This window comes from Microcoleus sp. AT3-A2 (assembly GCF_036705685.1).
Lineage (GTDB): Bacteria > Cyanobacteriota > Cyanobacteriia > Cyanobacteriales > Microcoleaceae > Microcoleus.
Genome location: NZ_JAUBVF010000004.1, coordinates 198,259 through 220,351 on the forward strand (window position 1 = coordinate 198,259; position 22,093 = coordinate 220,351).

The window sequence follows — 22,093 nt, forward strand, 5'->3', positions numbered from 1 at the left end:
TTAGACTGATTGTTGAACTTCGGGAATGTGGCGTTCTAAATCGAACAGAAAACCGTGAATATATTCCTCAGTCCACTCCTCACCATAGAACCGCGTAAACATTCCTCTAGCGGGATCTTTGGCAGCACGATAATTAATATAACGTCGCTGTGCCTCAAGAATCTCTCCAAGTCGCTGACTATCTGTGACAGGTTGCGCTTGCTCCACCAAATCGAGATAAGCTTGAAGATAATCCTTAAAAGCTTCAAAGACCGTAGTTTGCACAGCCTCTGTTTCTTTGGGACGAGTCCAAAGAAAAGCAGGTGAAAAGAAAGGTTTTGCCTCGTCAGGAAAATCTCCTCCCCAAGGCAACTCCTTTTGATAGTTGTTAAAAATCGGCAAAATTGGCTCTGAGTATTGCTTCTGGTAAGCAACATCGTGAAAAAGAGGCTGCATATCTAAAGCAATTAAATGTCCCCCCGGCAAGGTTACTAAGTCCGCCCCAAAAAAGGGCAAATCATAATTTAACTGGGGGAAAATCACAAAATTAAGTACCTGTAGAGCATCACCACCCTCAACATGAGCTGCCCGAATTTGCCGTAATTTTGAGGACTTAAAAGCATGACTTGTCGTCACAACCAACTGCTCTTTTTTTCCCTTTCCAGTTAGAGCTTCTTTCCGTTCAAAACCTGCGGGAATGGGATAGGGCGCCAAGTCAAGTCGTTCTTTTAGAAGTGGGATAGCGTAATCTAAGAAAGGCTGATAAAGAGTCATTTTTAACTTATCTTACTCCCGCTGGAACTGCTAAGGGAACAGCATCTTCAAACAAAAATTCGTACAGAAACCGATCTGACCATTCATGCCCAAAATAGCTGCCGAATAGCCCTGATGCTGGATCACGTTCCGCACTATACTGATCGTAATCTTTCTGTGCCTTCACAATCCGCTGCATCTCTTCGGGAGAGTTAAGCGGGGAGGCTTGCTCTAGCATTTGCCAATACAACTGGACATATTCTTGATAGGCTGGAAATAAACGACTTACAACCGTTTCTGCATCTGTTTTAGCAAATAGCAAGTTCTTAGAAAAATACTGATTCGCATCGTAAAACTTCATTTCTAAGTCTTGCGTTAAATCTTTGTATTTATCCTTAATTGCGCTCATTGGCCCGATATATTTGTCTATGTAGGCGCGATCGCGGAATAAAGGTTGAAAATCCAAGACAACCAAGATTTTCTTCTGTCCAAATGCTAAAAAATCAATTCCTAGCAAAGGCAGATCGTAATTATAATTCGGATAAATGACACTATTGAAAATTTGTGCCGTTTCTCCAGCATCAATGTAGGTATAACGAATCTTTCGCAATTCGGGACATTGATAGCACCAACTTTGAATCGTCGCGGGATTTTTGCCTCTTTCACTCACCACCGATTCTAACCCAGAGGGAATGGGACGACTCTCTAGAGCAAAACGTCCAACCAGTTCTTTTTCTAAGAATTCCTGAAACGGCTTAAACATAGATTAAAATCTAGCTCCTTCAATCTTTCCCTCAAAACAAGATCATACGGGATTACCTTAAATCTTGTCTCTGTATTTGACAAACAAAGTAATATTTCGTTACAAAAATCTGTTGTGTGCTCAGGATTACCCAGAAAAATCGCGTACCAGCCATCATTAAACGGCTGCATTTGTAATAAATCTTAATCAACCCGCTCATAATTTTAGTCTATCCTAGTAAATTAAGTGAGTGTAATTTAATAAATATGCAATTAAGTGAAAGAGCCAAGCAATTAATTCCCCAAGCGAGAATTGTCAGTTTTGCCACGTGGAAAAACTTATATTCAGATGAAGTAATTGCCATTTTTCAAGATGCTGACAATCAAAGTCGATATCTCACAGATGAGGATTTAGAACGCATTAAAAATCTTCATCCTCATCTCTCTTTAATGCTAGAAAAAGCCAGATTATTGCGAGAGCAAGCTCCTAATATTGTTGCTGATGCGAGGAAAAAGGTATTAGCGGACTTTCCCGATATCACTGAGCCTGGTAATGATCTTTATCCTCCCGAACGTGCTGAAGCCTGTTGGCGAGATTTTTGGCAGTTCCTACGCTGTATCACCTATGGAATTGCAGGTAACAATCCTCAATTTACTAGCCAAGAAGGACTCAAAAACATGGAGCTACTGTATCTAGAATTGCGGGTTCCTGTTTCGGCGATGCTCTGTGGACTAGAACAGTTGAAAAAAGTTAGTTTGCAGCATTTTAATTCTGAAGACCGGGATTTATTGAGTCTCTCTTTTGACCATTTAATCAGTGGGTTAAAAACTTTTAGTCAAGCTTAATCAACTTCCTTATTATTGTCTAAAGCAGATTTTCTAAAGCAGTAGCAACAACTCGATGATTTGAGTCTTGCCGAAGTTGACCTAAAATTTCCTTAGCCTGCGGAGCATCAAAATGCTGTAAAGCAGATGCGACGTGCTGACGCATACGTTCATACTCCGAATTAGCCAGCATTAATAACTGAGAAAGTGCAGCCGGTTCCTGAGTCGTTCCGGCTAATGTACCAAGTGCATCCACAGCCGCTTCCTGGGTGGTCATATCTTCGCCAGCTAAGGCTTCCATACAGACCTCAAAGAGCTCGCTTTCGCACTCCATATCAACCAAAACCGCCAGAATACTACGACGAACCAACCAGTGGTCATCCTGAAAAAAAGTCGAGACTAAATGAGATGCAGCACATCGACCAAACAGCGAAAGAGAATTAGCAGCTTCAGCTCGCACATTCGGCGTATTATCAAATTTCATGATTTGGAGCAATGCGGCGAAGGATTCAGCGGTTTGTTGTGTCCCAAATGCTCTGCTGACAAAGGAACGTACTAAGAATTCCGGGTCATCGAGTTTGGCCTTGAGCAAGGGAACGGCAATCTCTGGTTGATAATCCTTGAGAGCCGCGACGGCCTTGAGTCGATACTGAAAATCAGGATTGTTCAGAGACGTTTCGATTTCGTGAATATCCATAGTCACAACAAAGTATAATTTTTCTTTATTTTAACCAAAAAGTTCCTAATTATGCAAATAATCAAAGATATTTTAATAATTAATAACCTGGGCGGTTGTTATAGCTAAGCTCTTTGATCAAATCGAGTCTGAAAACAGCCGTACTTGAACCAATATTGTCGCAGTTCATGATGAGGTGTATGCAAACTGGCTTTAGCCTGATAGAGAATCACTTGTCGATGATTTCCCATCCAAAGTCGTTTGGCTGGTTCAACAGAAATTAAGCACCCTCCTAGACTGTTAACACATTCCTCAAATCGCTCAACTGCTGGATAGTCTAAAGTTTCAAAAACTAGCAATTGACCGCAAAAAATTAGGTGACGACTTCTGATCCAAGCCTGAATTTTTTTACAAGCTATTGGGGGTAGCATCTTTCAGATTCTCAGCTTGAAAACTGAGTCATTTATTTTTATTCTCAACTGTTGCATAGAAGAAAAAGAGCGAATAATAAACTCGCTCTATAGAAAGCAGGAGATACCAAACTTTAATGAAGACAAAGGTGAAGTCTAGGTAAATTTAGCCAACTTCAGTAATACTGAGAATCTTGCCTCCCATTTTCTGAATATTTTTAATTTGCTTAGACATTTGAGCATAGCTGACTTCATAGCTGATATTGCTCACTCTGACCTTAGCACCACCAGACTTAGCAGCAGTAATCCGAAAACGTTTACCAGTTGTGCTAGAGGCTCCACTGTTACCAACGCTAGAAAGTTTAATTTTCTGAGGCAGATTGCTAGCAACTGTAGCAATTAATTGAGCTTGATTACTACTATCGCTAGTAGCTGCTCCTCCCAGCAAAGAAAGCATCCGATTAAACCCGACATTCTTGATACCAGTTTGGCTGCGAATGTTCCGAGGATAAGGCACAATATTCTCGCCAAAGTTCTGGCTGTAATCGTCACTATCGATATAAGAATCGATTTCGGCTTCATAGCCTTGACCGTTACAAATTTGGACGTGCTCAGAAATCTCCGTCTGTTCTAAAGGAGCGCGACCCAGTAAATGCTTGCAGTTTAACTCGATGAACCGATAGGCAGAATTGGTGTTAAAAAATAGAGACTGATAGAGGTCTGATTTTGCCACTTGTCTGACAAATTCACGCACCGTAATATCACCATTGCGAAGCAATGATTCAGCACTGGTGAGACGCTGACTTTCCATCAGGTGAGCATTTCCTAACACCTGTCGGTAAGCAGCACGAATAACGACTTGTAAATCGTCTTCCGTTGCATTGGAGCGCAGTTCTACTGGGTCACTGACGAAAGCTGCTGTTAAACTGGACATTGTTTTTTCCTAACGTTAATTAAAGAAAGTTTGATTGAGAGTGTAAAAAAAGTTAATGTTGGTTGAAATAGCTTGACAGAGGCGAACACATCTGTTGTTGAGTACAGAAAAACTATCGGTTTATATCGTTATCGCTTTCATAATTTCGAGGGTGATAAGATAAAAATCGCGATTGTTTCAGAGAGGGATAGAGAAGTAAATTTTTACTTCTCTACCCGCTAATCACTCTATGCCTCAAGCAACTTCTGTGATGCTGGCAATTTTGCCACCTGCACGATGAATTCGCTGAATTTGCGGAGTCATATTCGCACCGGATACAAGATATTCAGTGTTACTTAGTCGGCGAGGACTATCAAATTTAGACCCCTTGACTAAAATCTTGAAAGTCTTTTCGGTGGCATCTTTGTAAGCACTGATCCGACCGCCTGTTGTTGGTAAAGTAATCTTGTTACCGCTATTGCCAGCCACAAAATCTACTAAGCGAGAAGCGGTAAAAGCACTATCAACTCCTGCATAACCTTGATACAGGGAAAGGGTACGATTGTAACCGACTTGCTTTTGTCCGACTTGACTTTTTGCTCCTTGATAATAAGGAACGGTATTCTCGCCAAATTTTTCCTGATATTCTGGACTATCGAGATAAGAATCAATTTCGGCATCGTAGCCTTCTTGCGTACACCGACAAATATGCTCAGAAAGTTCTTCTTGAGCTAAAGGAGCGCGACCCAACAAATGTTTGAAGTTTAGCTCGACAAAGCGGTAAGGAGCGCAGGATTCAAAATACCGACGGCGATAAAAGTCAGATTTAGCCACAGCGCGGACAAATTCTCGTACCGTTATCGTGCCATCGCACAACTTGGATTCTGCAATCGTCAGGCGTTCACTTTCCATGACATGGGGATTGCCCAATACTTGCTTGTAAACAGCGCGAATTACCGCCTGTTTATCATCGGAGCTGCTGGTAGGCCAAAGTTCTACTGGCGCATCTAAAACGACACTCATTGACTTTCTCCTAAGAATAAATAACGCTTCAAAACAGGGAATCAGTGATTGTCAAAAACACGCTCAGGGAGATAATTCCCCAAGTCGTTAAGGCAGAAGTTTGAGCGGTTGTTAGTTGACAGCAGTAATGCTGGAAATTACGCCGCCTTGTTTGTGGATGCGTTGATATTCTTGCGAGAGCCTATCAAATGGTACGAGATAGGCTTGATTGCTAGAGCGAAATTTAGAGACTCGGTTCATCACAGTCGTTGCTGAAGAACGATATCCAGTCACAGTAATGCGATAAACTTTGCCTTCTGCTGAGGCGCCTAATCCAGCACGAGTACGTGAATTGATACCAGACTCTTGGAATGCCCAACCATCTCCAACTGCACCACCTGAAGGGGGAACTATGGGTAGGGGGGTTTGCTGAATCACGAATTTATTCAGAACAGGGGTTTTTCCAGAAAGACTGCCCTTGAAGTCGCTACTGGAAGCTCCCCGCAAGAGAGCAAACATATGAGTAAACCCAACCATATTTTGTCCTGGCTGGGTTTTGTAGCCTCGGTAATAGGGAACGATATTTTCCCCGTAGGCATTTTGGTATTCATCGCTGTCGAGGTAAGAATCAATTTCTGCCTCGAAGCCTTGAGTATCTAAAATGGTGCTATGTACTCTCATTTCTTCTAAGCCATCAGGAGTCCGACCTAGAAGATGTTTGAAATTGAGTTCAATAAACCGATAGCGAGGAGAAGTATCGAAAAAGCGAGAGCGGTAAGCGTCTGATTTGGCCAGAGCGCGGACAAATGCGCGCACACTGAGTGCACCACTTTTGAATTGGGATTCAGGAATCGTCGCTCGTTCACTTTCCATGACGTAAGCATTACCCAAAACTTGCCGATAAACGGCACGAATAATGATTTCTACTTCTTCTTCTGAACGTCCTGGCATCAGTTCTAAACGGGGTGTTTCTTCAAATAAACTGACTCCAAGTCGAGATGCAGGTCCAAAAACCATTGAAAAAATCTCCACAATTGTGTTACATGAAAAACTACCATACTTAGACGTTATATTAAAAAACTTTACATAACTTAACATAAAATCTGCTCAGCGAGCTTATTTGTACTACACAAAGAGGTTGATATCTTGGCTATGACTCTCTTATTGCAATATTTTTTCTGTAATACGCCGTGGACTATTGTAATATATGGCGAATGGGACTTGAAATTATTACGCCTATAAGTTATGGGATGTGAGGTAACTCAGTGGCAAAACTTTGACGCTTTTCAAACTGTAGAGAGCCAAAAGCCGATCCCCAAACCTGTTGATGGGTATTCACATCCAGACCTTGATCCAGGCTACTCCAAGTTGTTTCTGTAATCTCGACATCACTGACTAGGTAGGTGGAACAACCTCTTTTTTCGATGAGACAAAGGTTTCCAGGTTCCACACGGCCTCGAAACATTTCGCCGTCTCGTTTAAAAATCATGGAACAGTGATAGCGTCGTTGCAGGCTATCTGGTTTAATTGTTTTGAGAATGCTTAATTCTCGTGCGGCTCCGGCGTACTGTATTGGGTCTTCGAGGCTATAATTTTCAATATAAATTTGATTTCCCTGGTCAATTAAGCGATGAACTCCCTGACGATAGGGAGTCCACAGATCGTGGTCGTAAACCTGTTCTGAGTAAAAGCCAATGGCATTGAAAAATTCAAAGGGTAAGGGACGAAAAAATATCCGAATATGGGCAAATTGTTGTGGGTGATCAAAGGATTGTTGATAGTTACTAAAATCCCCAGCCATCCACTGAGCTAAAGTGATTAAATCATTGCTTTTAACTGAATTCATATGCTAAAAAGAAGGTCGAAGAAAGTTTATTAATAGCAATTGGTAATTCACTAATTCCCTGACAGCGAACGAATCTCTGAGGAAAATGATGCGGTTACTACCCCACTTCCGGCACTGGTTTTAATTAGGGAAACACGAAACCGTAAATTAGGATTAGCAAACCAGATTTTTTCTTCCGCTGCGGCGTGTTCGTAGCTAGTCAAAAGCACAAAAGTTCCATCCTCTGTGATATGATAGTCACCTGCTGCGGCAATAGTTTCAGCATAACCTTGATCTCGTAATAACTTACCCCGATTAGGTACATTTGGATCGGGGATTGGTACCAGAATACAACTCCCCTTAACCTCAGAATTTTCATCCCAATCTGACTCACCCTCCCAACTCATTTGAAAAGGCATTACTGCTTGGGATGGGTCAACATTATACAATTGACAGAGTTCCATTACTGCCCGATCGCCCGGTGAGATAGCAACGATATCAATGACTGACTGCACAGCTTCAAAGTGTCTGAAAGTCAAATGATGGGCGCTGCGCTGCGATCGCCACCGTCCTAGAGAATTTTCAACAAACTGCTTAATATGGTTCATGGAAAACATTGTACAGGGGCAAGAGCCAAAATATTCTTGTCTTCAGAACTCCACTTTTTGTGCCCCTGTCCACGAAAAAAAGTGCTTTTAGCCACAAAAGTAACAAATTGTTACTTTGTTTCTCAGGAATGAGACAGAGGCAACACCCCAGAGATATATTCAAAACCATTAAGTTAGTCACCAAGTTGACCAACTAAGATCAGAAATAATTTTTCTAAGTTAAGGAGAACTCAATGCTTGACGCTTTTTCAAGAGCTGTAGTTGCAGCCGATGCCAGCACCTCCACCGTCGGTGATATTAGTGCCCTGAGAGCTTTCGTTGCCAACGGCAACCGACGCTTGGATGCTGTAAACGCGATCGCCAGCAATGCTAGCTGCATGGTTTCTGATGCTGTTGCCGGTATGATCTGCGAAAACCAAGGCTTGATTCAAGCTGGTGGTAACTGCTATCCTAACCGCCGCATGGCTGCTTGCTTGCGCGATGCAGAAATCATTTTGCGCTATGTAACCTACGCTTTGTTGGCTGGTGATGCTTCTGTTCTTGATGACCGTTGCTTGAATGGTTTGAAAGAAACCTACGCAGCTTTGGGCGTGCCCACCACCTCCACCGTGCGTGCCGTTCAAATCATGAAGGCTCAAGCCGCTGCTCACATCCAAGACAATCCTAGCGAAAAATTTGCTGGTGCTAAGCTCCGCAAAATGGGCAGTCCTGTAGTAGAAGATCGTTGTGCTAGCCTCGTTGCTGAAGCTTCCAGCTACTTCGATCGCATCATTTCTGCACTGAGCTAGTCCGTCGCTAATCGCAATTGGCTCAGCAAAATTGAAACTACGCTCACTGTCATCAAAATCACTTTAGGAGTTTTAGGAAATGAAATCAGTTCTCACCACAGCTATTGCCTCTGCTGATGCAGCAGGCCGCTTCCCTAGCACCTCAGATTTAGAATCCGTTCAAGGTTCTATCCAACGCTCTGCTGCTCGTTTAGAAGCTGCAGAAAAATTAGGCACCAACCTCGACGCAGTTGCTAAAGAAGCTTATGATGCTTGCATCAAAAAGTATCCTTACTTGAACGAATCCGGTCAAGCTAACTCCACCGATACTTTCAAAGCAAAATGCCATCGCGACATCAAGCACTACCTGCGCTTGGTGCAATACTGCTTAGTTGTTGGCGGCACAGGCCCTCTGGACGAATGGGGTATTGCTGGTCAACGCGAAGTTTATCGTGCTTTGGGCTTGCCTACTGCTCCTTACGTTGAAGCATTGAGCTTTGCTCGCAATCGCGGTTGCGCTCCTCGCGATATGTCCGCTCAAGCTTTGACTGAGTACAATGCTCTCCTCGACTACGCGATCAACTCCCTGTCCTAATTAATTGGCAGGTTTGTAATGTCGCAACTGGGTAGTTGATACCCCGACAAGTCTAGGAACTCTTGGCTCATTGCTTTACCAATTTTGGTGAGGTAAGGGTAAAGAATTCCTAGGCTTGTTATTGTATTTTAATAGGCATATCATATTATAGTTTTTGCAGACTGCTAATTTTATGGATAAACGCTTTTTTAGTTTTTTTAATTTAACGGAAGACCAGGCGATCGCCCTTTTAGATACGCCCCAAGCTGAAATCGGCGAAGAGGATTCCCGCTACATAGCTGCTTCCCACTTGATCAATTTCTCCACAGATCGATCGATCGCAGCACTGATGCGAGCAGTACAACAAACTGATCCGGTGCTGGAAAACCGGATTGTGCGCCGCAAATCGGTGGAAACCTTGGGAAGACTGCAAGCTGTGCAAGCATTGCCGGTGATTCGCACCTGTCTGGCGGATGATGACTGTTACACGGTGGAAAATGCCGTTTGGGCGATCGGCGAAATTGGCACTCAAGATGCCGATATTTTAGCAGAAATTGCTCAATTGCTGGATAAACCGGGACAAACCTACCGGGTAATTATCCACACCCTAACTAAATTAGATTATCAGCCAGCCGTAGCCAGAATTCGCAGATTTGTCGATGATCTTGACCCGCCGACTGCTAGTGCTGCGATCGCCGCAATTTGTCGCTTAACCAGAGACTTTTCTCAAATGGGAAAAGTTGTCGCGATGTTGCAAAACAAAAATGTCCTTGGGCGCAGATTATCTATTCAGGATTTGATAGATGCGCGTTACTACGATGCAATTCCAAATATTGCCAGGTGTCCGGTATCTTTAGTCTTTCGGCTCAGAGGGATTAGGATGTTAGCAGAAGCAGGCATTGCTGAAAAAATCCTGACCTTTGCTACCATTAAACCATATTTGGAACAAACATTAAGAGACTATCCAGGGGATTTAGATTTAGTGCATAGTTATGAAAAATTACCCGACTTACCGTTTTTGATTCGCCAATTATACGAAACAGATTTTGGACGTTGCTATTTAGCCGCTAAAACGATACTTGAAAATTACTCAGAGGATGCACCAGCAGCCCTGTTTGCTACCTTTGCTGAAGAAGCAAATAATGACTATGGAGCGCATTTTCATGTGGTAAAATTGTTTGGTTGGTTAAAACATTCTCCAGCCTACGATTTGTTATTGGAAGCATTGCATCACCCCCAACCCCAGTTTCAGAAATCCCGTGCAGCGGCGGCGATCGCCCTGGGGGAACTGGGAGAACAACGTGCTATTCCAGAATTGAAAGCCTGTCTGGAAACTAAAATTTGGGATTTGAAGTATGCTGCATTAATGGCACTAGAAAAACTTGGTGATGTCACGGGTTATGAAATCGCTGCGGCTGACTCAGATTGGTTGGTTCGAGCTAAGGTAGATGCTCGTACTTGTGTAACATCCGAACTATCTTAAGAGGGCATCGGGCATCGGGCATCGGGCATCGGGCATACCTCACCACGCGATCGAACCGCCATACAACAGTCAACAGTCAACAGTCAACACTCAACAGTCAACACTCAACAGTCAACAGTCAACAGTCAACAGTCAACAGTCAACAGTCAACAGTCAATTGTCAACTGCTATAAAACCACAAAAACCATGACAACAGATGCTTTGTTTGAACAACTAAAACACCCGAATCCTCATCTGCGCGATCGGGCAATGTTTGAAATTGCCGATTCCCGCGATGAAAATACAATTTCTCGACTGGTGGGCATTTTAGATGAAGAAGATGTCACCTATCGTCGGGCGGCAGTAAAAGCCTTGGGCGTGATTGGTGAAGATGCCGTGCCATCGGTGGTGGAGGCATTGTTAAACAGTGATAATGTGACTGTGCGAGGGAGTGCGGCGAAGGTATTAGCACAAATTGCGATTAATTATCCAGAGTTGCCGTTTCCTGAAGCGGGCTTGCAGGGATTAAAAAAGGCGATCGACGATCCGAATCCTGTGGTTAATATTGCTTCTGTGATGGCTTTAGGGCAGATGGGTTCCTCTGCTTTTGAGATTTTGGTGGAGTCGCTGAATACAACGGATAATGTGGCGGTACAAGTGGCGATCGTGAATGCTCTTGCTTCTGTGGGCGATCGACGTTGTGTAGAAGTTCTGACCACATTTGCGAATGATGAAGCCGTGGATTCTTATGTGCGGGAATCAGCGACAAGTTCTTTATCGCGGTTGGATTTGGTGATGAATTATAAGCGTGCAGATAGTTAGGTTTAGTGAGATTTTTAGCACTACTCTCGATCGCACACAGCACTTGCAGCCGACTAAGCTATGATAAAACTTTGGGCTTTGCTGATTCACGGTATGAATCACCTTTTCCCTTGAAGTTAAAAAACTCACCCTCAAGCGGGCTTATAGCTATTGGGAAATCTTGAATTCATACCTCTATTCAGCAACGCCCTATATTGAACCATGAGCCGCAAAAACATCGCAACAAATATTGCTCGTAAACTGTGGGCCCAGTGTGGTGGCTTCTGTCAAAATCCGAGTTGCAATAAATACCTCTTCGCTGGAGTCGAGGATGATGTGGTCAGCCTTGCAAATGTAGCTCACATCATCGGTCATGGTAAGAGCGGTCCTCGAAGCGAGCATGAACTAGCCGACTACATTGATAGAGATGGCATAGCTAATTTGATAATGCTTTGTCTAGAATGCCACAAGATTGTTGATGAGCTAGAGAATAAATTTTCTGTTGAGCGAATGCAGGCATGGAAGGCCTATCACGAGAAGAAGATAAATTCACTCTTTGACTTTCCTCAAATTCGCAATGAAAGAGAACTACTTGAGCAAGTCAATGAGCTTTTGGCCGAGAACAGAGTTATTTTTGAAGAATATGGTCCTTTCTCGAAGCATGCATTGCAGGGCAGTTCAGGGGATGCGCTAACTATCTGGCGACGACAATGCCTAGATACAATTATTCCAAATAACCAAAGAATCGTTGGACTAATTGAGGCTAACAAAAGAAATTTTCCTTTCCCGTGGGAAGTTTATATACAAATGATGGGCTATAAACTTCATGCCGATTCTTTTCGAGATAACTGCCTATTAGAGAAAAAGGTTAACGACTACAAGCTATTTCCAAAAGAATTTGATGAGTTCATCAAACAGAGCCTTGGTCTGCCTGTAGAAAGCAGAGAGAATAGATCCGGAGAAGAAATTGAATTTAGAAAAGCGACTGTATCAAAATACATCGAAGATTTTTTGGCAACCCATTCTTTTATTACTCGAATGGAGAAGCTCAACATAGGAATGTTTGATGTTGAACTTAAGGATGGACGCAGCCTTCGAGTTTTTGCGACAGATACTTATTTCTTCACTGAATACACGTTTGAACGAGTCATGGCGATTGACCCAGCGGTTGATGCAATCATTTGCTCTAACCCTTATGGTACGTATACACGAGAAGCTAAAGCCCTCTGCATTGATCATAAGATTGGCTTATTTACGCTTAGGACTTTCATGGGTGCCATCCGCAAAGATTGTGATGAGTTTTTAAACTATCTCCTAACAGATCAGAGATCTAGTCGTCTTAGCTTTTTAAAATCTATCCTTAGTAAAGCCTCAGTCCCCCCAAGCTTTCAAGTGTATATATTTGGTTCGTATTTGAGGCGAGAACTTTACAACGATATCGATCTCATCGTCGTGTATACAGTCAGGGCAGACCAAGAATTGATTTCGTCAACATTAGATAGCATCAGTCAAGTGTTTGAAAAGCAAGCCTCACAGCTTGATATAACAGTATGCTCAGAAGAAGAGTACGCAGCTATGAGTTTTGAAGATGACAATCGCACTAGAATTAGGTAGTTAGCATCTATAAGGCAGCTCAACAATTCAAATGCAGTGGATGCTTGAAAGCCGCTGGTGCTGAATTCGAGATTATCTGCCGCCGCTGCGTTTTGCCGTTAGACCGCTATGTATGCGACATAAGCTACAGGTTGTAATCAAATAAACGCTAATCATTGGAGATCCTAATTGGAACTTCTAGGGATGGCAAGTACGACCATTGTTTGGAGAGTGAAGTGTGACTGCTAGATTCACAGTTGGAAATCTAATTTCGCGATCGCATTCTATCCTTCAACTTAATTCTGTAGAGAGAGGAAAGTTTTAGAACTGCCTGGTAAAACACGATCAAATCGTCCGCCAATTTGAAGCATCTTTTTTTTACTTCTCAGATGCGAAATGCCGGAAATTTAGGCTGCAAACAATCAGAGGAGAGGTGCTGTGAGATCTCAAAGGCTGCAATCACTGTTCCGCGATCGCTCGATCGTTCTCCGCTTCTTGCTCATTGCCCTTGTCGTCTCAGTCTTGCTGTTAAGCGCTAAGGCAAGCTTGTTTGAGAGTTCTGCGATCGCACAAATCCCGACACAATCCCTGCCATCGAATCCCTGGAAATACCAATAACAACTACTCATCAGGTTTGGCTTTGGACAGCCAATGCTTGATAGTTCTGTCGAATAGGAATCTGAATGATGAACTCTGCCCCCTCACCGGGATGAGAAAAACACTTCAACTGTCCGCGGTGTTTTTCTACCACAATCTGGTAGCTGATTGACAGCCCCAGACCAGTGCCCTTCCCTACAGGTTTCGTCGTGAAGAACGGATCGAACAGCCGCCGGTTCACTTCCTCTGTCATACCGGGGCCATTGTCGCAAATGCGAATCACAACAAATTGGGGAGCTTTGCGGGTCGGGCCGAGGTTGGGGGAATCCACCTCAGCCGAAGAAACTGTAGAGCTTTCCGTAAGGGGGGGATTGGAAATCGGGGATTTTTCTTCCCCATACCCCACTGAGGTGCGAATTGCGATCGCCCGCGGCCCTCTTTGGTCATTGAGAGTGTCAATCGCATTCGCCAGTAAATTTACAAACACCTGGTTCAGTTGGCCGGCATAGCACTCCACCAGCGGCAGCGGGCCGTACTCTTTAATTATTTGAATAGCAGGCTGGTCTAGTTTAGCTTGCAGTCGGTGCTGCAAAATCAGTAGGGTGTTATCGATGCCCTCATGGATATCGACCTCTTTCATTTCCGCTTCATCCAGTCGCGAGAAGTTTCGCAGGGAGAGGACAATTTCGCGAATTCGGTCTGCCCCCACCTTCATCGAATCCAGCACTTTGGGTAAGTCTTCCATCAAGAAATCTAATTCGATTGCGTCCATATCCTCAACAATCGCTGCTGTGGGGTGGGGGTATTGTTCTTGATAGAGTTTCACCAGTCCTAGTATGTCTTCACAGTAAGTCCTGACGTGACTCAGGTTGCCATATATGAAGTTAATCGGGTTATTGATTTCGTGGGCTACCCCGGCCACCATCTGTCCCAGTGAGGACATTTTCTCAGTCTGAATTAGCTGGGTCTGGGTGCGCTTGAGTTCTTGGAAAGAAAGCTCTAGTTGTTCGGCTTGTTTTTTTAATTGCGCTTCTGATAGTCGCAGAGCTTGCTCTATCTGCACGCGATCGCGAATTTCCTGGCTCAGGAGCAGATTTTTTTCCTTTAATTCCTGCGTCCTCTCTTCCACTTTATGCTCTAAAGTCCGGCTGTAATCTTCTAATTGCTCATTGGCTTGTTTCAGATTGTCAGTCGCCTCAGACAAATTAGCATAGAGTCGGGCATTTTCCAGGGAAATCGCCGCTTGAGAACAGAGAACTGTTAAAACTTCCAGGCGATCGGGAGTAAACGCACTCCTTGTCAGATTATTTTCCAAGTAAAGCAGACCAATGAGCTTTCCTTGATGGACGACCGGCATACATAAAACTGACTTGGGTTGGGCGTTAACAATATAGCTATCCCTGGTAAAAATACCCTCCTGGATTGCATCATTTAATACCACATTTTTCTGAGTTCTAGCCACATAATTGAGGATAGAAAACGGCAATTTCTGACTCATTTCTATTGGTGTGGATTGCAGCACTACTACCTCATCATTATCTAGGCTGGCCGTCCCTTCTACCACCAGTTGACCATCTTTTTCTAAAATCAAGTAGCTTTTTTCTGCCCCAGCATTCTCCATGGCAATTTTCAATAACTTAGAAAGCAGACTTTCCAGAACAATTTCGCCAGAAATAGCTTGAGAAGATTTCATCACAGAGGCTAAATCCAGTGCTGCAAAACTCCCCGTAGTCGTCGAGCTGGTCGTCCGTGATATGTCGAAGTTGGGGACTTCTTTAGTCAGTATTCGCGAGAAGAATTCAGGATATTCTTTTGATAAATCCTGCACTTTTGCTTTCGCTCCCCAGCGAACATAGCCATAGTAAGCATCCGTCAAATAAATCTCTGCTATCTTCTCCCGGCCGCGAGAAAAATAAAACTCGGCGGCCCGTTCATTAGCTAGGGCTTCTTCCTGAATGTATCCCTGTTCTCTGGCTCCTTGAATACTGGCGTCATAATACTCCATCGCTTTGCCAATTTTTCCCAATACCCGCGCTTTCTCCGCCTCCACTAACTCGTACTTGTGTTGATAATTTGCAGGAGCGTGAACTGCCCATTGCTGCATTTGTTTTTGATTTTTCGCCACTTGCTTCAAAGATTCTTCTTGGTCGCTGCTGGAAACTTGGGGATATTGACCCAGGAGGGCCAGAGAATAGTAGAAATTGTGTTCCGCACCACTCATCAGCGCCGGTGCACCTTCTTTATATTTTTCTGCTTCGCTGGCGCTTTTCACTGACTGAGCGTAATCTTTAAACAAATAAAGTCGCATAAATTTTGTCAGGTGAGCAACAAAAATAAACATATGTTTATTTTCAGCAATTGACTGTTGCAGGAGTTCTTCTTCATTCAAAATTTCGCCCTTAAGCATATATTCCTCTTCCGAGGCGGCGAGTAATTGTAATACCATTACTCTCCAGGTTTTCAAATAAGGAATATGCGAATCTTGTTTGAGTTTTAGGAGTAAATCAAGATATTGCGCCTGCTTCTGAGCCACAAATTCCAGCGGTTGACCTGTAAAAAATATATGATCGCAATAGTAGATAGAATTATAACCAACATTTTGTAATTCTCCAGTTTCGATGCAGCTTTGAATTCCCTCCAGCAATGGCGCTAAGGTTTTCTTGCCATGCTCTTTCCAGTGTCTAATATGAGCATTAAAAACTAGATAGACGTAAGATTTCAGTTCATTTGTCTCAAATCGATCCAACAAATTTAAACCTAGTTGTCCAAATCGATATCCCGCGTCTATTTTACCCAGTGGCCCGCACAAAAGCAAACCATAAACCGTATACCCGGAAGCGGCCTGGGGTGAATTACCATATTGAATACAAAGATGAATCATTGTAAATGGCCATTGCGGATATAAGGCAGGAGCCACATGATGAGCAAGAGCAGCGGATTTCAATAATATCCCCATAGCCATCAGTTTATTGATATCCGTCATTTCTGGCAGATTAGCTAACGCCTCAGTATTCATCTCTTGTGGAGGTTCGGGACAAAGGGAGACACCCAGCAGACTTAGAATTTGCAGCGCGATATCTAACGCGACTTGCATCTGGTTTTGCTGGGAATAAAACTCCATTTTTATTTCATGAATTTTGACTTTTTCGAGCCGATTTTTGGCGTGTTTGAGAGCCTCCTCAGACAGCATTTTTGCTCGCTCGAAGTTGATGTTTAGAAATTCCACCGCCGCCGCTTCCGCATACAGAGGAAACGTCAGGTCATACTGGGTTTCCCAGCTATCTTCTCTGAGGAGTTCTAGCCCCAACCTTAGTTGTCTGGCGGCAGTTTCATAAGCTGTTGCTGCCTTAGCTTTTTTGCCTGCTATCAAATTTAATCGAGCTAGACGATCTTTTTTTGCCTGCTCCGTGATAAAGTCAGCACCAACATTTAACTGATTGACAATCTCAAAGATATTTTCTTCAATCTCCTCTGCTGGAGTATGCTCTAGTAGCAGTTCACCAATTTTCAAGTGGGTCTGTTGTTTCTGAGATTCTGGAATAAGAGAATACGCCGCTTGCTGCACCCTGTCATGGAGAAATTTGTAAGCGATAGGCGCATTATGGCTGTAAGGCAAAGAGGCAGGTGAGGATGATAGCAGAGGAGAATCTAGAGCTATTCTCTGATTTACTTCCCTGCTCATTTCATCGGAGGTAAAAACGAGAGGGATTTTGTATGCTTCGCTCAGGGGCAAAACCAAGCCAGCCTGAAGTGCTTCCCACAAATCAGTCGCCGTTTCCGACTGAGATTTTTCAGTGACAATTGCTAGAACTTCTAAATTAAATTTGTCTCCTATACAGGAGGCTAATTTTAAGACATCCTGGGTCTCCTCCGAGAGTTTTTGAATGTTTCTGGCAATCAGTTCGACGACATTATAATCCGTGATTCCTACTGCTTGAATTTCGTTTAATGACCACTGCCAGCACCCAGCACTGAAATCAAAGGTCAATAGCTTTTCTTGGTACAGAGTAGCGAACATCTGAGTCAAGAAGAAAGGATTTCCCTGGGTTTTATTGAAAAGTAGCTCGGACAATTCAGAAACCCGGTTTCTCGGAGCGGAAGACTCATTGAGGGTATCCGCTACCAGCAAGCTGACATTGCCAATATCCAAAGGATGGAGGGTGATATTATTTACAACCGCCCCATTCTTTTGAATCTCATCCAACGTCAGCATCAACGGGTGTGTCGGACTTACTTCGTTATCTCGATAGGCTCCCATCAGCAGTAAATATTGGCTGTCCGGGTCACAAATAAGCAGATGAATCAACTTGAGCGATGCCGAATCTGCCCACTGTAAGTCATCCAAAAAGACGACGAGCGGGTGTGAGGGTTTAGTAAATACATGAATGAATTCTTTAAAGACGCGATTAAAGCGATTCTGGGATTCAGATGCCCCCACTTGCGGAACAGCTTCTTGAGGGCCCACAATCAGTTCGACTTCGGGAATGACATCTACTATGACTTGGCCATTTGAGCCTAAAGCTTCTAAGAGTTGCTCTTTCCAAATGGCTAGTTTTTCCGAACTTTCTGTTAACAGATGCCGCATCAAGCCGGCGAAAGCTTGAATCAAAGAAGCATAAGGAATATTTCGCTTTAACTGGTCAAATTTACCTGAGATAAAATAGCCGCGCTGCCGGAGAATCGGTTTTTGAACTTCATTCACTAAGGAAGATTTGCCAATCCCTGAGTAACCGCTCACTAGCATCATTTCGCTGGTTCCGCCGGAGACTCGCTCAAAGGCTGTCATCAAAGTGGCTACTTCTTGCTCGCGGCCATAGAGTTTTTGCGGGATGAGAAATTGTCCACATTTATCCCTCTTACCGATTGAGAAGTTGCCAATTGTCCCATGGTTTTGCAGTTGATGACGGCACATTTCTAGGTCAGCTTTTAGCCCCAGGGCGCTTTGGTATCTGTCTTCAGCAGTTTTGGCTAATAATTTCATTACGATGTCAGAAATCGCTTTGGGAATCTCAGGGATTTGCTCATGGGGTGGCACTGGTCTTTTAGCGATATGGCAGTGAATTAATTCCAGGAGGTCGCTGGCTTGATGCGGCAGCTTTCCAGTCAAAATTTCATAAAAGGTGACACCTAATGAGTAAAAGTCGGTGCGGTAGTCAATTGAGCGATTCATCCGCCCGGTTTGCTCTGGAGACATATAGGCGGGGGTGCCTTCTAGCAAGTTGGGATTGCTGAGGCTCTGGTTTTCTCGCTCTAGGTAAGTGGAAATGCTAAAATCTATGATTTTAATTTTATCTGTTTTGGAGTTGATAATGATATTCTGCGGTTTAATATCTTTATGGATAATCTTATTTTCATGCAGTTGAGCTAGGGTGTCTGCCAAATGAATTGCCAGACTTAGAAATTCGATTATTTCAAGGTGTTTAGCTGCGATTAGGTTTTTCAGAGATTTCCCCCCAAAATCTTCTAATATTAGCGCCAGACCGTTATTATGCTTTTCCAAAGAGTGAGCTTTGACAATCCCTGCCATGTCCAGAGTTTTGAGGATTTTATATTCATGTCTCAACCGCGCGATTTCTTCTATTGTGGGATACTCGGCTTTAAGGGTTTTTACTATAACCGGAGTTGGCTCGAACTCCCTAACCCCGCGATAAATAACTGTATTGACTCCTTCGTGAAGGGGCAACGATAAGAGTTTGTAACCGGGCAGCGTGGTTTTCATATTCGTTATTTCGATTATTTCGATTATTCAGATCTGGAATTGATGGATGGGAATATGAGACAGCGATATTGGAGTAACTGTTGAAAAATTTTAAACTAGCAGGGAATTAGCTTGTTAGCGAGTGCCAATATTTCCTCCCCTCATTCAATGCTAATGTGCATCATAATCTAATGTTTAATTATAACTATAATACCTCTGCGGGAGTTGGAGAAGCAAGAATTGGGGCTTGGACAAGCACATCCATATAAATTATGAGATCGCACTACCTAAAGCATCTGTTTAAAGTTCTCTGGACGTACTCGGCCCAGACGCTTCAAGTTTTTTGAGACTTTAGATTTTTTACATCCCAGTAGCTGATTATGTATCTGAGCCTGAATTATTCTAACTTAGGATTATATATCCTACTACAACATATTTGCAGCAATTCGACCGGGTGCGATCGTTGCTCTTAAAAGTGTACAATTCGCGATCGCCTTGCCTACTTTTTTAAGAGGTGTATTGTAAGAGTGTGCTAACCAGGACTGAGTTACTTGAGCGCGCGATCATCGCTAAGTTGAAAACCTGATCTGTAAGTGAGCAAGATGCGATTATAGAAGAACTTGAAGATGCTCCCAGAGGGGAACCAGCAAATGCTTGTTCTCCCGATGCTCTTGCCAAGCTTGCAGCCTCAGCAATGGCTGAGTATCCGCCAGGTAAAACCCAAGAACTCGCTCGACAAACATGGTGAATTCGCGTAATACAGCCCACGTCCGTAACAGGATCAAAAGTTACAAAAAAGGGGGAATGTATGCAAACCATGCTTTGGAGTCGTGAAGAAGCCCCGCCTCGTGCCAAACATTTATATAAGAGCAGCATCCTCCCCAAAATAGACTTAGAAGAGAATGTTGGCAAGATGGTCATCATGGATATAGAAACAGGCGACTATAAAGTTGATAAAAATGCTTTATACGCTGCTGATTACGTGAGTGCGAAACATCCAAATGCTAGACTATTGCGTATCCGTATTGGATATAAACTTGCTGCATCTCTAGGTAGTGTCATTGAGCTTATTTCTAAGTGATTTTACGCAGAAAGGTGATAGATATGCTAAACTTAATTTTATTAGATTTTGCTTGAAAGTCAAGCTGTTGGAGTTGGAATTTATGAGGACGTTTACTGCGGTGGTTCCGAAAGAGCCTGAGACGGATTTATATGTAGTCTATGTTTCCGGTTTCTAAGAGAGCGCATTCTCAATGAGAAACTTTAGACAGCCTACCAACTAACTTACGTGAAGCGAGTGAAATGTTGTTAAAAAATGAGAATCCAGCATTAAATCGACCTTCTATTCAGTACGAGCTTCAATTAAGTACGATAGCTCGCTCTTTTAGTCTTTAACCTCAATTATTCTAGTTTCTATAGTTGCTAGAATAGCCGCGAATACTAACCAGACTGCAACTCATGCTAAAAACCATCGAAGGTATTTGCATCGCTTGCCAAACCATCCTATGATGGTTCATGATAATGTTGATGATTGTTTCGTTTCATTTTTATAACTAAGCTAATATGCGATCGCTTGTCTTGACTCTAGCTCTCATATGTTTAGCCACCCCCGCTGTGGCCACAACCTGCGAGGAAAGCTTTCAAAAAAAGGGGGACTTTTTGAATGGTGCCGCCTTTTCTGCACGTGTTCAGGTTGAGGGGTTATCGATAGAGAGAGCATTTTCCCAATTACGACCCATTTTAGCCCGCGAGAGCATCAGAACGATCAGCACCGATGTGAGCACAGGTGTCATGAAAGCCGAAAATCCCGCAACAGCATTTCAGCGTGCTTTGCCGATCGATGTTTTTGCCTCACCCGACGGAAATCTATTAACTGTCGAGATGATCTTTACCATTCCCAGCGGCGTGGGCGCAAGTAGGGATACCGTGAAGCGATACTTGTGCGATGCGCTAAATCAATTGTTGCCCAAAACTACAAATTAATATGTAATCATTCATTTGATGAATATTAGTTTCCCACACTCGATCGCAATAACCCATACTTCAAAATTACCTGCGGGCGATCGCTCTTCAATTCTGTACGTTAGCGAAGCCCTCGAAGAGGATCGCTCTTGGGGTTTCTAGCGTTTTTGTTCTGCGAAGATTGCGATTTTTGTTTGAGCATCGCGCTTCTAAAATTCTTATGGCTTCAGATCGATCAGTTGGCGGTAATTGACACCCCGATCGATTATGGTATCGCCTCAGATTGTTTGAGGGCTGCACTGAAGGCGAAGTGGTTAAGATTCAGCAGGGATCGGGAGTGCTGAAATTGTCTGTTGCCGAATGGGGATCTGAATCACAAACTTAGTGCCTGAGCCAGGTGTAGAAAAACACTTGATTTTACCGCCATGTTTTTCAGTAATGATTTGATAACTAATCGACATCCCCAAACCCGTACCTTTACCGATGGCTTTGGTGGTGAAAAAGGGATCAAAAATGCGCTGCTTCACTGGGTCTGGCATACCCATTCCGTTGTCAGCGATCGCAACCTCCACCCATTGATTGTCGATCGCAGAAGTCCGAATTGTAATCTGGTTGGGGGCGTCTTTAAGCTCCTGATAGGAGCGTTTGGTATTCTTGTCATCTAGGGCATCTAGGGCATTAACCAAAATATTCATGAATACCTGATTGAGTTGTCCGGGGAAACATTCCACCTTGGGCAAAGTGCCATAGTCTTTGATCGTTACCACGCCTGGACACTCTGGTTTATCTTTGAGCCGGTGTTGCAAAATCAGCAATGTACTTTCAATTCCCTCATAAAAATTAATACGGGATGCGGGAAACTCAGTGGCTTCAGCCCTGAGAGGGAAGCGGCACGGGGGAATTCAGT

The 22,093-nt window shown here is 43.4% G+C and carries 20 protein-coding genes; 10 read left to right on the forward strand and 10 right to left on the reverse strand.

All coding sequences use genetic code 11. The features are described from left to right. Together QUB37_RS04730 and QUB37_RS04735 are read right to left on the reverse strand one after the other, a co-directional pair. Complete coding sequence (locus QUB37_RS04730; protein ID WP_333159577.1) at positions 1-753, reverse strand: phycoerythrobilin:ferredoxin oxidoreductase; 753 nt, start codon at positions 751-753, stop codon at positions 1-3. A gap of 7 nt (positions 754-760) precedes the next feature. Then, positions 761-1,495 (reverse strand): 15,16-dihydrobiliverdin:ferredoxin oxidoreductase, encoded by a 735-nt coding sequence (locus tag QUB37_RS04735; RefSeq protein ID WP_333159579.1) that lies wholly within the window; start codon positions 1,493-1,495, stop codon positions 761-763. A 245-nt stretch (positions 1,496-1,740) separates the two neighbouring features. Here QUB37_RS04735 and QUB37_RS04740 point away from each other — a divergent pair, with 245 nt between their 5' ends. Beyond that, positions 1,741-2,319 carry a phycobilisome protein gene (locus tag QUB37_RS04740; RefSeq protein ID WP_333159581.1) on the forward strand — a complete coding sequence of 193 codons (579 nt, stop codon included), beginning with the start codon at positions 1,741-1,743 and terminating at the stop codon, positions 2,317-2,319. 19 nt (positions 2,320-2,338) lie between these two features. On the opposite strand, the gene QUB37_RS04745 is transcribed toward QUB37_RS04740, so the two are convergent. The 6 genes from QUB37_RS04745 to QUB37_RS04770 form a co-directional block, all read right to left on the reverse strand. After that, positions 2,339-2,995: a HEAT repeat domain-containing protein gene (locus QUB37_RS04745; protein WP_333159583.1), complete on the reverse strand. Its 657-nt coding sequence runs from the start codon at positions 2,993-2,995 to the stop codon at positions 2,339-2,341. A gap of 555 nt (positions 2,996-3,550) precedes the next feature. Further along, entirely contained in the window at positions 3,551-4,318 is a 768-nt protein-coding gene (locus tag QUB37_RS04750; protein ID WP_333159585.1) for a phycobilisome rod-core linker polypeptide, read from the reverse strand. 234 nt (positions 4,319-4,552) lie between these two features. Continuing rightward, positions 4,553-5,320: a phycobilisome rod-core linker polypeptide gene (locus tag QUB37_RS04755; RefSeq protein ID WP_333159587.1), complete on the reverse strand. Its 768-nt coding sequence runs from the start codon at positions 5,318-5,320 to the stop codon at positions 4,553-4,555. Between the two features lie 111 nt (positions 5,321-5,431). Continuing rightward, the gene (locus QUB37_RS04760) at positions 5,432-6,316 is read right to left on the reverse strand and encodes a phycobilisome linker polypeptide (RefSeq protein WP_333159589.1); all 885 of its coding nucleotides are present in this window, start codon (positions 6,314-6,316) and stop codon (positions 5,432-5,434) included. A gap of 226 nt (positions 6,317-6,542) precedes the next feature. Next, positions 6,543-7,145: a chromophore lyase CpcT/CpeT gene (locus tag QUB37_RS04765; protein ID WP_333159592.1), complete on the reverse strand. Its 603-nt coding sequence runs from the start codon at positions 7,143-7,145 to the stop codon at positions 6,543-6,545. A 50-nt stretch (positions 7,146-7,195) separates the two neighbouring features. After that, positions 7,196-7,732: a phycobiliprotein lyase gene (locus tag QUB37_RS04770; RefSeq protein WP_333159594.1), complete on the reverse strand. Its 537-nt coding sequence runs from the start codon at positions 7,730-7,732 to the stop codon at positions 7,196-7,198. A gap of 233 nt (positions 7,733-7,965) precedes the next feature. Between QUB37_RS04770 and cpeB the strand changes: the two genes are divergently transcribed. The 6 genes from cpeB to QUB37_RS04800 all read left to right on the forward strand — a co-directional run bounded on the left by cpeB (position 7,966) and on the right by QUB37_RS04800 (position 13,547). After that, positions 7,966-8,520 carry a C-phycoerythrin subunit beta gene (cpeB, locus tag QUB37_RS04775; RefSeq protein WP_333067110.1) on the forward strand — a complete coding sequence of 185 codons (555 nt, stop codon included), beginning with the start codon at positions 7,966-7,968 and terminating at the stop codon, positions 8,518-8,520. A gap of 79 nt (positions 8,521-8,599) precedes the next feature. Then, positions 8,600-9,094: a bleomycin hydrolase gene (locus QUB37_RS04780; protein WP_333159034.1), complete on the forward strand. Its 495-nt coding sequence runs from the start codon at positions 8,600-8,602 to the stop codon at positions 9,092-9,094. A gap of 172 nt (positions 9,095-9,266) precedes the next feature. Then, positions 9,267-10,556, forward strand: a complete 1,290-nt coding sequence (locus QUB37_RS04785) for a HEAT repeat domain-containing protein (protein WP_333159597.1) — start codon at positions 9,267-9,269, stop codon at positions 10,554-10,556. Positions 10,557-10,742: 186 nt separating this feature from the next. After that, a complete protein-coding gene (locus QUB37_RS04790; protein ID WP_333159599.1) occupies positions 10,743-11,357 on the forward strand; it encodes a HEAT repeat domain-containing protein in 615 nt (204 codons plus the stop codon). Between the two features lie 201 nt (positions 11,358-11,558). Beyond that, a complete protein-coding gene (locus QUB37_RS04795; RefSeq protein WP_333159601.1) occupies positions 11,559-12,950 on the forward strand; it encodes a hypothetical protein in 1,392 nt (463 codons plus the stop codon). A 417-nt stretch (positions 12,951-13,367) separates the two neighbouring features. Then, entirely contained in the window at positions 13,368-13,547 is a 180-nt protein-coding gene (locus QUB37_RS04800) for a hypothetical protein (protein ID WP_333159603.1), read from the forward strand. A gap of 10 nt (positions 13,548-13,557) precedes the next feature. Here the strand turns inward: QUB37_RS04800 and QUB37_RS04805 are convergent, their stop codons facing one another. Continuing rightward, positions 13,558-19,245, reverse strand: coding sequence for an AAA family ATPase (locus tag QUB37_RS04805; protein ID WP_333159605.1), 5,688 nt, complete (start codon positions 19,243-19,245; stop codon positions 13,558-13,560). A 787-nt stretch (positions 19,246-20,032) separates the two neighbouring features. Here QUB37_RS04805 and QUB37_RS04810 point away from each other — a divergent pair. The 3 genes from QUB37_RS04810 (at position 20,033) to QUB37_RS04820 (ending at position 21,348) form a co-directional block, all read left to right on the forward strand. Beyond that, positions 20,033-20,305 (forward strand): hypothetical protein, encoded by a 273-nt coding sequence (locus QUB37_RS04810; protein ID WP_333159606.1) that lies wholly within the window; start codon positions 20,033-20,035, stop codon positions 20,303-20,305. A 710-nt stretch (positions 20,306-21,015) separates the two neighbouring features. Next, the gene (locus tag QUB37_RS04815) at positions 21,016-21,207 is read left to right on the forward strand and encodes a hypothetical protein (RefSeq protein WP_333159608.1); all 192 of its coding nucleotides are present in this window, start codon (positions 21,016-21,018) and stop codon (positions 21,205-21,207) included. Positions 21,208-21,225: 18 nt separating this feature from the next. Beyond that, positions 21,226-21,348, forward strand: coding sequence for a hypothetical protein (locus QUB37_RS04820; protein WP_333159611.1), 123 nt, complete (start codon positions 21,226-21,228; stop codon positions 21,346-21,348). A 152-nt stretch (positions 21,349-21,500) separates the two neighbouring features. On the opposite strand, the gene QUB37_RS04825 is transcribed toward QUB37_RS04820, so the two are convergent. Then, entirely contained in the window at positions 21,501-21,953 is a 453-nt protein-coding gene (locus tag QUB37_RS04825) for an ATP-binding protein (RefSeq protein ID WP_333159613.1), read from the reverse strand. Positions 21,954-22,093 lie beyond the last annotated feature (140 nt).

What these genes read in the sequence shown, in the direction of transcription:
- QUB37_RS04815 (WP_333159608.1), top strand. Translation starts at nt 21,016, where the DNA reads ATGAAAGCCGAAAATCCCGCAACAGCATTTCAGCGTGCTTTGCCGATC.
- QUB37_RS04755 (WP_333159587.1), bottom strand. Translation starts at nt 5,320, where the DNA reads ATGAGTGTCGTTTTAGATGCGCCAGTAGAACTTTGGCCTACCAGCAGC.
- QUB37_RS04770 (WP_333159594.1), bottom strand. Translation starts at nt 7,732, where the DNA reads ATGAACCATATTAAGCAGTTTGTTGAAAATTCTCTAGGACGGTGGCGA.
- QUB37_RS04790 (WP_333159599.1), top strand. Translation starts at nt 10,743, where the DNA reads ATGACAACAGATGCTTTGTTTGAACAACTAAAACACCCGAATCCTCAT.
- cpeB (WP_333067110.1), top strand. Translation starts at nt 7,966, where the DNA reads ATGCTTGACGCTTTTTCAAGAGCTGTAGTTGCAGCCGATGCCAGCACC.
- QUB37_RS04730 (WP_333159577.1), bottom strand. Translation starts at nt 753, where the DNA reads ATGACTCTTTATCAGCCTTTCTTAGATTACGCTATCCCACTTCTAAAA.
- QUB37_RS04780 (WP_333159034.1), top strand. Translation starts at nt 8,600, where the DNA reads ATGAAATCAGTTCTCACCACAGCTATTGCCTCTGCTGATGCAGCAGGC.
- QUB37_RS04745 (WP_333159583.1), bottom strand. Translation starts at nt 2,995, where the DNA reads ATGGATATTCACGAAATCGAAACGTCTCTGAACAATCCTGATTTTCAG.
- QUB37_RS04810 (WP_333159606.1), top strand. Translation starts at nt 20,033, where the DNA reads ATGCAAACCATGCTTTGGAGTCGTGAAGAAGCCCCGCCTCGTGCCAAA.
- QUB37_RS04785 (WP_333159597.1), top strand. Translation starts at nt 9,267, where the DNA reads ATGGATAAACGCTTTTTTAGTTTTTTTAATTTAACGGAAGACCAGGCG.
- QUB37_RS04805 (WP_333159605.1), bottom strand. Translation starts at nt 19,245, where the DNA reads ATGAAAACCACGCTGCCCGGTTACAAACTCTTATCGTTGCCCCTTCAC.
- QUB37_RS04750 (WP_333159585.1), bottom strand. Translation starts at nt 4,318, where the DNA reads ATGTCCAGTTTAACAGCAGCTTTCGTCAGTGACCCAGTAGAACTGCGC.
- QUB37_RS04760 (WP_333159589.1), bottom strand. Translation starts at nt 6,316, where the DNA reads ATGGTTTTTGGACCTGCATCTCGACTTGGAGTCAGTTTATTTGAAGAA.
- QUB37_RS04735 (WP_333159579.1), bottom strand. Translation starts at nt 1,495, where the DNA reads ATGTTTAAGCCGTTTCAGGAATTCTTAGAAAAAGAACTGGTTGGACGT.
- QUB37_RS04740 (WP_333159581.1), top strand. Translation starts at nt 1,741, where the DNA reads ATGCAATTAAGTGAAAGAGCCAAGCAATTAATTCCCCAAGCGAGAATT.
- QUB37_RS04820 (WP_333159611.1), top strand. Translation starts at nt 21,226, where the DNA reads ATGAATATTAGTTTCCCACACTCGATCGCAATAACCCATACTTCAAAA.
- QUB37_RS04765 (WP_333159592.1), bottom strand. Translation starts at nt 7,145, where the DNA reads ATGAATTCAGTTAAAAGCAATGATTTAATCACTTTAGCTCAGTGGATG.
- QUB37_RS04795 (WP_333159601.1), top strand. Translation starts at nt 11,559, where the DNA reads ATGAGCCGCAAAAACATCGCAACAAATATTGCTCGTAAACTGTGGGCC.